The organism is Nonomuraea sp. SYSU D8015 (genome assembly GCF_008065375.1).
GTDB lineage: Bacteria > Actinomycetota > Actinomycetes > Streptosporangiales > Streptosporangiaceae > Nonomuraea.
The window spans coordinates 13,694-26,764 of sequence record NZ_VJYI01000031.1 but is presented as its reverse complement, the minus strand read 5'-3'; the positions used below and the strand labels follow the sequence as shown (position 1 = coordinate 26,764).

Below are 13,071 nucleotides of genomic sequence, written 5' to 3'. Positions count from 1 at the left end.
TGCCGGGTGCCTGCTGAAGAGAAGTAGGCCCCCTTCCGAATGATCGAGCGAGGGCATGCGCAGGTCAGTGGCGCTTCCTGGCGCCTGGTGTGATGTTCCGGCCTTGCGCGCCCTCAGCTCGTACCGTTACTGCTATTGGCTGGCTTCGTACTGCTCCACAACGGTCGCGGCGATGCGGCCGCGCTCGCTTACCGGCAGGCCACGAGCTTTGGCCCATTGCCGGATCTCTGCACTCTTTTCACGGCTCATCGCGCGACTGCCGCCGCGACCACGACGACGAGTCGGCGCCGGGGCCGCGCGGCGCGCGTTCTGCACAAAAGGCTTGAGCGCGTCCCTGAGTTTTTTGGCGTTCAAGTCGCTGAGGTCGATCTCGTAGGAGGAGCCATCGACCGCGAAGCTTACGGTTTCATTGGCCTCGCCGCCGTCGAGGTCGTCGATGAGGATCTCCTGAATCTGTCTGGCCATTGCCCATCCCATCGAAAGGTGTGTACTGCACTGGACTCCCCAAACATAGCGGTATTGGCATGCAATCGTGAAGGAGGTCGGTGAATGTCGAAGAACTTTTGACGTGTACTGCATCGACAGCATCTTCGCTCATGTGTCCCTGGGAATATTCGATGCCTTCGGGGTTGGCCCCGGGGGACGAGTGAGCTTGCCGCTTCTAGCGGCCCTTACCGGGCGGGAGGCGCGGGGCTGGTAGCGTGAGGAAGCCACAGAGCGTATTGCCGCACGAGTGCGTGTCACATTCTGCTCTGCATTCCACACCTGGAGGTTCACAGGATGGTGCGGAGAGCTGTAGAGCATGGTGATCAGGAAACGGCTGCCGTGCCGGCACTGAAGGTAATCGAATGGGTGTGGCGGCCGAGCCTCACTGTGTAGCGGTGAACACCCGGGTCGCCACGGCGCTTCACTGCCCCGTCCGAGGCCGCTCCAGCGCTTGACCTGGGCTAGGAAGCGCCTGGCTGCTGGCGTTCTCGCCAGCGGGAGATGCCGGTTTCCGTGGCTCGTTTCAACTGCCATGACCCGGCTCACTACCTTGCCCCCTCTATGAGGCGCAGCCAAGCCGTTGTTGATCTACACTGTAAAAGGCATGGCCGTTCTTGAGCCAAATCGCGACGGGTGATGCGTGCGCCGTTCGGGTGGTAGGAAGGAACGGGCTTCGCCCGTGCGCCTCAAGAAGGAGCCCAGTGGGTTATCGTTTACACGGCTAGCGAGGCCCGGAATGCCTTCTCCGCCGTAGTGTTCCCTTTCGGCTGGAGCAGCAAGACCAGCACTCGACGACGTGGCCGGGGGCCCGCATCTCGCCCTGGAGGTGCTTACCGCGCGGTATGCCACGGGCGCGACCCCTGTGCAGTGCGACGTCGACTCGCCACGCTGGAGGTGAGCGAGGCTTTGAGAGATGATCTTGTCGGGCACGTAAGGCAAGCAGGCTCGCCGGGACTGCCGCGCTGGTGGAGCGGTGAGGTCGACTAGCTGCGATGAAGCTGCTGCGTTCGTGACCGGTTCCCCTACGCCCCACGCTTGGAGGGTAATATGTCGACCTCCCGTTGAAGGGCCTGGAGGCCATCGTGAACGATGAACGTCCCCGCGCCGTCAAACCCACCTCGCGCTACCGACGCGGAGCCCGAGACGACCCCGAAGCACGCGCGGCACACAACGAGGAAACCCGCCAGTGGCGACGCCAGCAGGCCGACGCCGAGTTTCCCCCCGCCACCCGCGCCCAGCTACTGCGCGACCTGACCGAGGGCACATCGCTCGCCGACGCGGTCCGCCGGTCGAAGACCCGCCTGTCCACGTCCATCGTCTGGGGACGAGCGCGCTGGGACACCGAGTTCTCCGACACCCTGGAGAAGGCGTTGGCCGCCAATTGCGCAGGCGGCCCCCGGTGCGGCACCGACCAGGGCTACAAGAACGGGGGCCGGTGCAAGCGCTGCCGCGCCGCCCACCGCGGCGAGCCCGGCACTCGACAACCGGAACCGCCGCCAGCGGCCACCACTCCGGGATTCGGCCTCGTGGACGAGCCGTGGATCGAGGCGTACACGGTGGACGGGCTCAAGCCCGTGACCGTGTCACTCCGGCAGGCGCTGACCGGCGCTCATGAACTGGCCGATCTCGGCTACCAGGACGGCACGGTCAACGTGGCCGTCCAGCGGCTGCTGGTGGCCATCGCGCATGAGGCCCTGTCGGCACCGGGCGATGACCCGCGCCGCTGGGCGGCCATGTGGCAGGCCGGGCAGCTGCCCGCCGACGAGCTCGGCGCGTGGCTCGACGAGCACGCCGCGGCGTTCGACCTGTTCTCCCGTGACCGGCCGTTCGCCCAGGTGCCCGGCCTGGAGGTGCCCGCCGACCCGCGCCCGATCTCCTACCTCACCGCTTATGCCCCGCAAGGCGCGGGCGCCGGGTTCATGTTTCACCCGCCGTCCGAGCTGACGCCAGCCCAGGCCGCGTCCTGGCTGCTGCACTGCCACGCCTACGACGCCGGCGGCATCCGGACCCGCGCCGGTGGCGGGCGCGAGGCCGGCACCCCGGCCGGGCCGCTCGGCTACGCCACGCAGATCCGGCTCGTCGGCTCCACCCTCGCCCACACCCTGCTGCACGCGCTTATCCCCGGCCTGGGCGGTGGGCAGACGTGGTGGAACCGCACGCAGGCGCCGGGCCGCCGCAAAGACCAGGTACCGGCGGTGCCCGCCGATCTGCTGTGCTGGCCGTCGCGCGGAATCCTGCTGTTCCGCGACCCGGACGGGCTTGTGCGCAGCGCGCACATCACCGCGGCCGACGATCGCCCGGCCGACGCGATCGACCCGTACGCGGGCCAGGCGTGGACCGATCCGGAGGACACGCTGGACGCGCCGCCACCACGGATGCTCGCGCCGATCTTCACCAGCAAGTCGGAGCCGGCGCCGATGGTCGCGGCGCTGCGCCAGCGGGTCGCCTCACAAGCGGTCAGTCCGACCGAGCCCATCAGGATGGAGCTCGTCGGGATTCGCTACGACAAGTGGCGCGCCACCATTCAAGACGCCGGGGTGTGGCGGTCTGGGAAGACGACGGCCGCCCACCTGACACCGGCAACCATGGCCGGGCGCGCCGTCTCCGATGCGGTCGCCGACGCCGGGGTGGCGCTGAAGCTGCTGCGCTGGGCCGCCAGCGAGCACATCAAGCGCATGCCCGCAACGCGGGCCGAGCGGGCGCGGATCCACGCCAACGAGGCGATCCGCACGGCCTGGATGAACGCCGGCCGGGAGCTGGCCCTGGTCCTCGGTCCAGGGGTGCCGCGCAAGCCCTGGGAGGAGCATGTGTACGAGATGGGCGACAGGGTCGGCGAGGAACTGAGCCGCCGCTGGCAGGCGCTGGATTTCAAGGCCGCCGCGCGCATCGAGCAGGTCGGCGGCCTGCTGCGCTCGAAACTGCGGGCCTGACACAGGCGATGCCGCCTCCTCTGTCCAAGGGGCGGCATCGTATGCGTTGTGCCGGGGCGTCATTCCTTGTCCCAGGTCCACGCCTCACGGTTGACGATGTTGTAGAAGTGGCTGCGGGAGACGCCCAGCCGATCGGCGATCGCTTTGACGTCCGTCTCGCGCCCGCGCCCGATCAGCTCGTATTCGTACGCCTCCCGAATGGCGTCGCCGTGCTCGATCAGCACGGCTTGCTCCTGGTGGGCGGCGATGGCGTGCAGCAGGTGGGTGCCGTACACCTTGCCCAGCGGCCGGTCTTCGATGTCGGCCGCGTGCTGGCGGGCGCGCTCGAACGCGGCCTCGGTGGCGTCCTCGCGGTCGTGCTGGCGGCTGTAGCCGCACTCGCCGTTCAGCCGCCAGGCGACGTACCAGGTGAGCTTGTCGAACCGGTCGGCGACAGGGACGACGGCGATCTCGTCCACGGTGCCCTCGCCCATGTCCATCTTCCAGGAGAACTCGTTGGAGTACGGTTCGCGCCCGCCGAGCAGGAACTCAGTGACGTCGGTGGTGAACGCCTCGCGGGCGGCCGCCTCACTGGGGTGGGTGGCTGTGAAGAATCCGGCCGGGGCGGCGCAGTAGGAGACCCATGTCCCCTCATGGTTGATGAGAGCGAAGTCGTGGTCGGCACCGGGGAACTGCTCGTCGTCGGTCAGGCCGGGGTGCCGCCAGACGTCGCCCAGGTCGTCCGTGGTGATCTCGGGGGTGGTGTTCATGGAACCCTCCAGCAACGAGTGTCTATTAAATTAGACACTCACATCGTGTACCCCTCCTTCTTGAGTGTCAAGCCGGTTGGACACTCGGGCTTCTCTGATCCGGAATTGACGAACACCAGGTCAATCGAGGCGGCCTCGGCGACCTCGTCCCGCTCGTCCCAAACTGGACACTAGCGGGACCCACCCCTACACCGGGCTCGTCGACAACGGCACCGATACACCGAGGTATCCGTCTACCGAGCCGGTCACGATGGCGGGCACGCCTGCATCTACTACCAGCGGTACACCCGCGACGGCGCCGGATAGGCGACCCCTTGAACGGCATGCGGCCGGGGGAGCCGGGTCACTGGCAGGTAGCGCGGGCCTGACGAGCTGCCGCGACGGCCTGGCGCACGACCACGGCGCGCAGGGTGGCCGCGACCCGGCGTCCGGCTGGCCCGTCTGCTGGGCGAGCGTGGGTGTGTCGATGAGCTGCGCGCCCGTACGGAGGCAGGCGACTGGTACGCAGCCTCCTCCCTACTCCTTGCCGCACTGGAACAGGCAGGGCTGGAGGCGGAGGCGGAGCACGTCCGCCGGTGCGGGCTAGGCTTTGCCGATGACTAACGATGAGGGAGACGTGCCGAGAGGGAGGTGCACCAGCGACTCCCTCAACGCGCTTCAGCTGCCGTCGACCCGGTCAAGGCTCCGCGGCGGTCATCCCGCGATATGCCAGAGAGGTCAACCGTCACCGCCGCCAGCGGCGGACGGAGCGCGGCTTCCGTCGATCCCCTGCTGCTGCGGGTGCGGGACGACCTCGAACACCTTGTAGCGATCCAGGGTGGCGATGTCGGCGTTCGCCTGTACGATGCCCTGGCCGATCAGCCACAGCAGGGCCTCGCGCACCGACTCGCTGCCCAGAAGAGTCCTTTTGGAGAGTTTCTCCAGGCTGCTGGTCAGGCGCATGTGCCCGAGCCCGACCAGCGACACGATCCGCTCGGCGGCATCTCCGTGTCGATACCAGCCGTAGCGAACCGCTTCGTGGGTGGCCTCCTCGGCTGGCAGGCGCAACACCTGCGATGGCAGTGGCGGGTCAGGGGAGAGGCTGTAGGTGGTCGGGCTGGCGCCGGGCTGCGCGTTGATCAGGCGGCAGGTCAGCATGTAGGTGAAGACGTCATTCACGCTGGCGAGCGTGCCGGCGCCCACGCGCGCCGCCGCTTCATCGATCCGCGTGCGACGCTGCCTGGGGTCTTCGGGGTCTGCGTCGGATGGTGACATTAGCTGATTGAGCTGGGCAGCGATGTGGGCCAAGTCCAGATGGGCGTAGGGCTGCAGGCGATCCCACGCCGGTGAAGCCCATCCGCGATCGTCGATGATCATGCCGTCAAACAGCGGCAGTCCGGCCAGGATGCCGCGCGTGACTGGGGCCTGACCCACGATGGCGGCCCATTGCAGAAAAAACGCGATGCAGGTGTCGGGGAGCCACCGCGCCCAGTTCCGGCCAACCAAGACGTCGTCGGCATCGACGGCAGCGGTCATGCGCCCCTCCCGATGTCAGCAGCTGAGGTCTAGTGTTCCGTCCCGCGGTGATCGTTGGCTGGTGAACCAGGAAAAGCGGGTAGTCCGGTGTGTTGCTGCACCGGGGCTGCCCGGCGAGTGGAGAGTGTTTGTCGCGGTCGGCGCGGGGCCTCAACTGATGGCGTCGCTGGGTGGGCTCTACCCTCGTTTCATTATGGTTTGTTCTCATTCAATCGCAGTTCATTCCATTCCACTTATTGTTGTCGCTTGTCGTGGGTGTCCCATTAGCCTTTAATGGCGATTGGACGGGCGACGACTGGTCCCTGATTCCGAGGCGGCTGTCTGTTGAGTCCAGGTGGGCGTCGAAGCACGTGAGGGTCTCCCGCGGCAACGGGAGGCCCTCTTGGGTTCTTGACCTTGCCCTTCCACCCGCGTCACGGTGCGGGTCGCGAACAGGATCACATGTCTGGTTGCCACCAGCGCTGGGGGGCGGCCGCGAAGCCGCGGCCGAGGTACATACCACGGCCTATACCGGGTCAACGCCGCCGTGACTGTATTGGCGTATCCGCCCTCTCCTACCTCGGTGCACCCAAGTCCGCTCCGCGAGGGCGTCTGGCGCCGCCGCGGTCAGGCAGGTCGCGGCGACCTCGTGGGAGAGCAGCTTGGAAAAGCAGCGCCGAGCCGACCGGGATTCCGCGAAGCATGTGACGCTAAGCTCGCCCGCGGCCCGCTCTCCGGATGCGGTTGCCGCCCACCACCCCAATGGACCGACCAACATCGGCGATGGCGCCTCAACTAACTGCGCCCGCCGATGGCGGCGCTGTGGCTATCGTCGCGAACATCACCGTTTGTCCTGGAGACTTCATGATCGCTACGGCTCCTGCTGGCCCGGTCGGTCGGCAGATCCTCTACGACGTCCTTGACGGCGCGGCGTTGGTCCGGGTGACCGCGCCGTATTCCTCCCATCACGCCACGCGGGCCCACGGGCGTGCCGAGATGGCCGGGGACTCATGAGGATCGCGCTCACCAGGCGCTGGCGAGGGTACGCGGCGATCCTGGCGGTCGGGACCTTCGCCGTTGGCACGGACGCCTTCGTCATCGCCGGCATCCTCCCCGAGATCGCTCGGTCGCTGGACGTCAGCGTGGCCGCGGCGGGCCAGCTCGTCACGGTCTTCGCCATCGCCTACGCCGTGCTGGCCCCGGTGCTGGCCACGCTGACCGCGGGCTGGTCGCGGCGCGTCGTGCTGACCGCCCTCGAGCCTCTGTTCCGAACCGGCATGCGAGGATCATGGACAACGACGAAAACCAAGCCACCCCGTCACCCCCGCCGCTCGCCGAGCCGACCGCGCCCCCTACACCGTTCCTCAGCGCCCGGACGGCTGGCCCAACTTGCTCGGCCGCCGCCCAATGAGAAGCGCCGACCGAGTCAAGATCCGCGAAGCGCTCGACGCCGGGCTCCCCGAAGGACGGCTCACCGCTCCCGGCCCGTTCCTGTGTTACCTCACCATCGACGGCCTCGACCGTACGACCGACCAGCGCAAGCTCATCCGGCTACGCGGCCGGGTCCATGCCGCCGCCCGCGTGGCCGCCGAAGGACGCCACACCACCTACCACGCCACCGATTCCGCCATCACGATCGGGATCCAAGGTCCCGACGCCCAAGAACGTATCAACCAGCTCCGCAACGCCCTGTCCAAGCTCACGACCAAACACGGCTGGACCATCCGAGACGAACCCCGCTAACCAACGCCTCATCGCTTAGCGGGAATTTTCGGCCAGTCCAGGACCCCGCCAGGCAGCGCGCAGGCGCGGTGCGCGCCGGGGCGCTCTTGACACCTCATAAGAGCAATTCGGCAATTGAGCTCTGACCGTCGAGCGATGGACGGCTGGCCCATCGGGGACGCGTCATGGAGAACATGAGCGAGCGGAACCGGGAAAGCGACCAGGCATCGTCACGACGGCTGCAGTCGGCCGCCGATCGCACCGGCAACCGGGAGTTGAAAGAGGCCTCCCGACGGATGCAGTCGGTCGTCGACCGGCGAGAGCATCAACGGCGCCAGGGCCGGGGACGCTGAGCGTTCTTTCGGCAACTTCGCGACAGCACCTGATGGGTGGCGTTCCTCCCGAAACCGGGAGGATCAGCGCCCCTCGTCCGCCTCGGCGGCACGCAACGTGGCCATCACCTCGCCCAGGTGAGCCAGCCCCACAGCGATGATCGCGTCGTGGATGCTGGTCTTGCTCCACTCCCGCCCGCTCACCACGGCGATCTGGATCCGTGCGGCCTCGGCTGTCGCAGCGGTCTTGTCGCTGACGAGCAGACGTGGGACTGGGGGCCGCTTGGCTGCCATGGTCCAACTCCTCATGCCGATTCCAGTCGAGGGGCACGCGCGTCCATGCGATCCACACGGAACCCGTCGATGCCGAGCCGCGATGGGATCGGGGGCGGGCGCGATGTACTCGGCGACGGCCCGGCGGCACCAGGCGGTCACGTTGGGGGCCCGCTCGGCTTCGATCTCGCTGTCGAGCTGGGCGCCTGCGATGCGCTCGGCGTCGGCAGGCGGCAGGTGCCGGGTGGTGAGGTCGTCCAGGGCGTGACGGATCGCCGTGCGCTCAGGGCCTCCGGGCAGGGCTCGGCGGGCGGTGTTCAGGGCGCGGGCGATGGTGGCCTGCCCCACGTCGAGGACCTGGCGGTACTTCTTCCCGCCCTGCGCCAGGCGGTCGGCCGCCTGTTCCCGGGTAAGGCCGCCCCGCTCGGCGAGTGCGTCGACCAGAGCGTCCTCACGGGCGCGGCGCGCGGCGTCGATGAGCTGGGTGCGTTCGGCGAAGGTGGTCTCGGGGAACCGGCCGCGCAGCTCGCGGCCTTCCTGGGTCCAGTCGTGCTGGTCGCGGTCGGGGTGCCGCGGCCTCCACGCCTCCGCCCACTCATACGGGCCGCCGGCCCCGATGCCAAGATTCTGGGCGATCACTGCCGTCTGCCAGTTGGTCCAGACCAGGGTCCTCCAGCCGGTGTCGGTCCACACGATGAGGGATGAGTTCGGCGGGTTGCTCTGGCGCCGGTACCAGGCGGGCTCGGGGATCTCCGACCGGTGCGGGGAGGCCGGGCGTGGGCCGGGCGCGGTGGCGGGGCGGGGTCGCTCGGGAGCGTCCGGGTCCGGGAGGTAGGTGTCCGTGGTGCGGGAGACCTCGCCGTTGTCGGTGCCGTGCTCCACGACATCGGCGCGTGCGTAATGGTCGCGATACGCCATGTACGCGCGGGCGATCAGGCGGGCGTCGTCCCGGGTCGTGCACCAGCCCACCGTCTGCCACCCAGAGGCGCTGCCGCCGTAGTCCTCGCCCAGTACCTTGCCCTCGTGTCCGAGGTCGTGCCAGACCGCGACCTGCCAGCGCAGCCCCGGCGTCGGCGCGAATTCCTGCGGCGGGTCCACGATCTGACCGGGCTCCTCCACCGGCCAGCCGGTGTGCGCCCAGATCCACCGGCCGTCTTCGTGCAGCCGCGCCCACTCGGGCATCGCCACCACGGTCACGGTGCCGTCGGCCGCGCGCACCGGCACCGGCACCCGGGGCCCTCGGTTGGTTGCGGTGTAGCCGGAGCGGTTCGGCCCGTACATGGTCTCGCGTAGCACGTAGCCGTCGACGGCGGCTTCCACCGACGCCCACCTCCGCCACTGCGGGCGGACGCCCTTCTCCTCGGCGTACGCCCGTGCCTCGACCACCTCCGGGTCCGGCTCGGCCATGCGCACCGTCAGCGGCTCGCCCTCGGCCGTGAGCGCCCGCAGGCCGTCGAGGACCAGACGCTCGTCCTCGGGCAGTGCCGTGTCGTCGAAGAGCGGGAAGCCGACGGCGTGCGTGACGCCCGAGCGGCCGGGTCCTGGTCATGGTCGAGAGCGCGGGCGGCCGCGTTGTACGCCTCGCCGGTCTGCGCCATTCGCGCCCTGATCGCCTTCATGCGGGCCTTGTCTGCGGTCATGATCGGCTCATTTCTCGGCGGGTGCCCACGTCACTCCGCCGGGCTGCGATCAATTCGCGGGCGGGCTGGGAGTGAGCCGGTGTCGCGCGAGGCGGTGCCCCTTGTCCTCGTTGCCGACGGGCGACGTGGGCGCCGAGTGGCTCGGAAGCGGGCAGGCGCGAAGTCTGCCACTGGCACCCACAGTACGCCGTGCGGCAGACAGTTTCAGCTCAGTTCGGAGCTGTCGGCCCATCCGCCGTGGCGTGTGTCAGAGCAGAGCGGTTTGCTCATGGTCGGGCAGGTTGAAGTGGGTGACCAGGTCGGCATCAACAAGATCCATTGCGATGATCAGCGCCTTCTCGCGGGCGTTGCGCACAAAGACCCGCGTTGAGGTGGGGAGTCGGCCCAGCGAATGCGGGCATGGTCTGACCACCCCGTACAGAAGGCGACCGGTGTGGACGGCGATGCCGTACCCGTGCTCGCGCTCGACTTGACCGGAGACAGGCAGCGCTCGTGCGGCGCGCTCACTCACAGCCAGCGCCGCGACATGGTCCAGAAGTTCGGTGAGCTGAGCTGCGGACACCCCGCTCCACCACTGCTGTGCGGCCGCTTGCTCCCGGCGGTCGCGTTCACGGCGTGCGTGCTCTTCCCGCAGGGCCTGTTCCTCCTGCTGACGCTGCTGTTCACGGCGTTCTGCCTCCCAGACCGCGCGCTGACGCTCCAACGCGATCGTCATCTGGCGGTGCCGTTCCTGGGCCTCGGCGCGGCGCTGCTCTTCTTCCCGGCGTTGGCGCTCACGCTCGGCCTGCTTGCGGTGCTCATCAGCCTCACGTGCGCGCTCCTCCCGGGCACGCTTGGCGGCTTCCTGCTGCTGGCGCATGGTTTCGTGCCGACTCTCCGCCTCGGCGGAACGCGGTGTGGTCCACGACGCCGAACGCCGCATGGTGGCGTTGCTGCCCGGTAGGTGGATTCGCCGGTAACGGAGCCCGATGGTGTGGAAGACCAGGTCGCCGGCCAATACCCATCGGACGAAGGTGGTGAGGGTGACGTCGACCTGGGCCCAGCCGCCGCGGCCGTAGTCGAACCTCGCCAGACCGTCGTGTACCTTCCACTGTTCGGCGTCTGTCGGTTGGCTCGCCGGGGTCACAGCGATCGCAGGGACCGTACACAGCCACGGCACGCGGTCGCGGGAACTGACCCAGCACACATGGACCTGGTCGGCGGCATAGCGGTCGGTGCGCATCTCGATGTCGTCGTCGGTGATCGGGGAGAGCTGCGCCTCCCACGCCATCCGCTGGCCGCCCGCGGGAGAGGTCGCCATCACATCGGCCCGCCAGGCCCCGTCGGGCGCCGGCACTTCAAGCTCAGCCGACCAGCCCGCACGGCGGATTGCCTCAGCCAGCACACGCTTCAGTAGATGATGATCGGCCGATTCCATCGACAGCTGGCAGTGTGGCGAACGGCCGGGGTCGTGCGCGAAGTACCGCATCCGCCGTGGTGACAGCTTGGCGTGCACGCCGTGACCGCACTCGGGGCAGGTGAGCCGGGTCCGGGGTTGGGTTCGGTAGACGTGTTTCCACTCCAGACCCTGACCAAGATCAGTGAGCGTGGCATCGATACGTCCCCGCTCGGGATGAACAGCCGTGAACGCCATATGGCCCCCGTCGCAGTTGATGTCCAAGGGGGAAGTGAGCCGACGGTACGCGCCGCCACTGACATTTCTCGGAGCTCACATGGTCCGTCGCGCGTTGACAGGCAGCTTGACCGGCACTCTTTACAGGGCGTGCTTGCCATGATGCGCGCCGTGCGCGCATCATGCTGGGATGAGCAAACTTGGATCTTGGTTACAAGCCTGGTGGCGAGGCGGCGACGGGCCTGATCCGAAGGAGGCCCCGCAGGGGCCCATGGAGATGTTCGCGGTGCAGAGGCTGTACGACCGGTACGGCCAAGAGATCTACGCGCGCGCGGCCGCCGACCCGGCCTTCAGCGCGGCGATCAGCGAGGAAGTGGCAGGGTTGCGAGAGCTGGACGACAGCGAGCCGCGGCTGTCCAAGCTTCTCGCCGGCAAGCGCGGCAAGGCCGCCCTGAACTCCTACCTGCTGGGCCACACCCACGCCATCCTCGCCTGCCTGCTGGAGGCCGCGGTACGTCCAGACGCTCGCACGCCCGCCGCGGGCGACCCCGACTTCGCGGCCGTGCGCCTGGGCGCTCTGTTCCATCTGGCCTTCGACGGTGGTCTGCTGCAGTTGCACCGAGGCGATGCTCCCCGATCGGCGAGGTGATGACCATGACCGCTCCCAGCCGCCGACCGACAGCAGCGGCTCCGCCTGACGCCCGCTCGTCCTTCCACTGAAGCAGGATCACGGGCATCGCCCATGGTCCTGCTTAGCCAAGCGGCGCTCGTCACGGCCCTCGAGACTGATCGGCCATTCGAGGATCTTGCTCTTCACCGATAGGGCCGCTCGTCGTCCTCATCATCCCCTTCCGGCATATCAATGGTGATCTCCAGGCCAGCGGCTTCCAGCTCATCAGGGTTGTGGAGCTGCAGGCCGCATGCGCCGCATGCAAAGCTCTCTGCCTGAAGGAATCTCCAGGCCCCGTCGATGTAGGAGTGGTAGCCGCCTTCACCGTCGGGTTCGACATCGACGGAGACATCGACGTCCTCGCGGCCGAAGCAGGACGCCCCGTCGTCCCCACAGGCAGGGCACGTGACGTCGGCATAGTCTGCGCCGTCGGCGTGGTTGATCCAGGAGTTCGCCTGGCGAGCTTTAATCACCGCCGCGTGCTGTTCCTCGGGGATCTTCGACATCAGGTCGTCGAAGTGGCGTTTGGCCCGCGCCATTCGGCGGCGGACGTCCTTCTCGACCTCGTGGAGAGTTTCGGAGACCAGCGACTCCACCAGCTCCTGATGAACACCCCACCGGTCGGTCGCGGGGACTTTGAGTTCCTCGAAGAGCCGATCGCTCAGCCGGACGTAGCTCGCGAGGATCTGCTGGGTCTCCTTCTCCTCGAGGTAGCCGACGTGCACGACGCCGTCGCGGACGTCGATGAGCTGCCTGACCTGGTCCTGTGGCACCGTGATGCCACGAGGAACGGCCTGAACGCGCTCGACGGCGACCCGGCCGCTGATTGTGCGCGGCCCCTTGCTGGGCTCCTTTGCCCTGGCACTGTGACCGATGAGGTGGAGCAGCGAGTCGAGCTGCCCGTTCTTGATCTCCATGAGCAATGCCGGGTGCAGGCTGCACAGATACGCCTTGCACAGGTGCTCCAGGCCGATGGCTGCGTTGGTGAGGATGACCCTGGTGTTCCTCTTCGGTGTATGCCTTGAGCGCGCGGGAGGCAAAGTCCTTCGCCGAGTCCAGGAGCTGGTCGCGATCAACAGTGGTCACCTGAAGGACGTTAGTGATCGATTCCTGAAGATCGCATCTGACTTCTTCCCTTCTCTGGAGGAATGTCCCACCAGATG

At 68.0% G+C, this 13,071-nt stretch carries 11 protein-coding genes; 4 read left to right on the top strand and 7 right to left on the bottom strand.

The annotated features are described in order from the left end of the window. Window positions 1-132: 132 nt before the first annotated feature. Window positions 133-465, bottom strand: coding sequence for a histone-like nucleoid-structuring protein Lsr2 (locus tag ID574_RS52660; protein WP_188196645.1), 333 nt, complete (start codon window positions 463-465; stop codon window positions 133-135). Window positions 466-1,568: 1,103 nt separating this feature from the next. Here ID574_RS52660 and casA point away from each other — a divergent pair. Further along, window positions 1,569-3,416: a type I-E CRISPR-associated protein Cse1/CasA gene (gene casA / locus ID574_RS52655; protein WP_188196644.1), complete on the top strand. Its 1,848-nt coding sequence runs from the start codon at window positions 1,569-1,571 to the stop codon at window positions 3,414-3,416. Between the two features lie 59 nt (window positions 3,417-3,475). Here the strand turns inward: casA and ID574_RS52650 are convergent, their stop codons facing one another. Together ID574_RS52650 and ID574_RS52645 are read right to left on the bottom strand one after the other, a co-directional pair. Continuing rightward, a complete protein-coding gene (locus tag ID574_RS52650) occupies window positions 3,476-4,165 on the bottom strand; it encodes a hypothetical protein (protein ID WP_188196643.1) in 690 nt (229 codons plus the stop codon). A gap of 717 nt (window positions 4,166-4,882) precedes the next feature. Then, complete coding sequence (locus ID574_RS52645) at window positions 4,883-5,680, bottom strand: DUF6042 family protein (RefSeq protein ID WP_188196642.1); 798 nt, start codon at window positions 5,678-5,680, stop codon at window positions 4,883-4,885. Between the two features lie 1,386 nt (window positions 5,681-7,066). Here ID574_RS52645 and ID574_RS52640 point away from each other — a divergent pair. Together ID574_RS52640 and ID574_RS52635 are read left to right on the top strand one after the other, a co-directional pair. After that, a complete protein-coding gene (locus tag ID574_RS52640) occupies window positions 7,067-7,402 on the top strand; it encodes a hypothetical protein (RefSeq protein WP_188196641.1) in 336 nt (111 codons plus the stop codon). Between the two features lie 164 nt (window positions 7,403-7,566). Continuing rightward, a complete protein-coding gene (locus ID574_RS52635; RefSeq protein WP_188196640.1) occupies window positions 7,567-7,734 on the top strand; it encodes a hypothetical protein in 168 nt (55 codons plus the stop codon). Window positions 7,735-7,797: 63 nt separating this feature from the next. Here the strand turns inward: ID574_RS52635 and ID574_RS52630 are convergent, their stop codons facing one another. The 3 genes from ID574_RS52630 to ID574_RS52620 all read right to left on the bottom strand — a co-directional run bounded on the left by ID574_RS52630 (window position 7,798) and on the right by ID574_RS52620 (window position 11,286). After that, window positions 7,798-9,393, bottom strand: coding sequence for a hypothetical protein (locus ID574_RS52630; protein WP_188196639.1), 1,596 nt, complete (start codon window positions 9,391-9,393; stop codon window positions 7,798-7,800). A gap of 8 nt (window positions 9,394-9,401) precedes the next feature. Then, complete coding sequence (locus ID574_RS52625) at window positions 9,402-9,626, bottom strand: hypothetical protein (protein WP_188196638.1); 225 nt, start codon at window positions 9,624-9,626, stop codon at window positions 9,402-9,404. 247 nt (window positions 9,627-9,873) lie between these two features. Beyond that, on the bottom strand, window positions 9,874-11,286 hold the full coding sequence (locus ID574_RS52620) for a competence protein CoiA (protein ID WP_223167999.1): 1,413 nt from the start codon (window positions 11,284-11,286) through the stop codon (window positions 9,874-9,876). 142 nt (window positions 11,287-11,428) lie between these two features. Between ID574_RS52620 and ID574_RS52615 the strand changes: the two genes are divergently transcribed. Beyond that, on the top strand, window positions 11,429-11,887 hold the full coding sequence (locus tag ID574_RS52615; RefSeq protein WP_188196637.1) for a DUF6401 family natural product biosynthesis protein: 459 nt from the start codon (window positions 11,429-11,431) through the stop codon (window positions 11,885-11,887). 164 nt (window positions 11,888-12,051) lie between these two features. On the opposite strand, the gene ID574_RS52610 is transcribed toward ID574_RS52615, so the two are convergent. Further along, window positions 12,052-12,984, bottom strand: coding sequence for a hypothetical protein (locus ID574_RS52610; RefSeq protein ID WP_188196636.1), 933 nt, complete (start codon window positions 12,982-12,984; stop codon window positions 12,052-12,054). Between the last annotated feature and the right edge of the window lie 87 nt (window positions 12,985-13,071).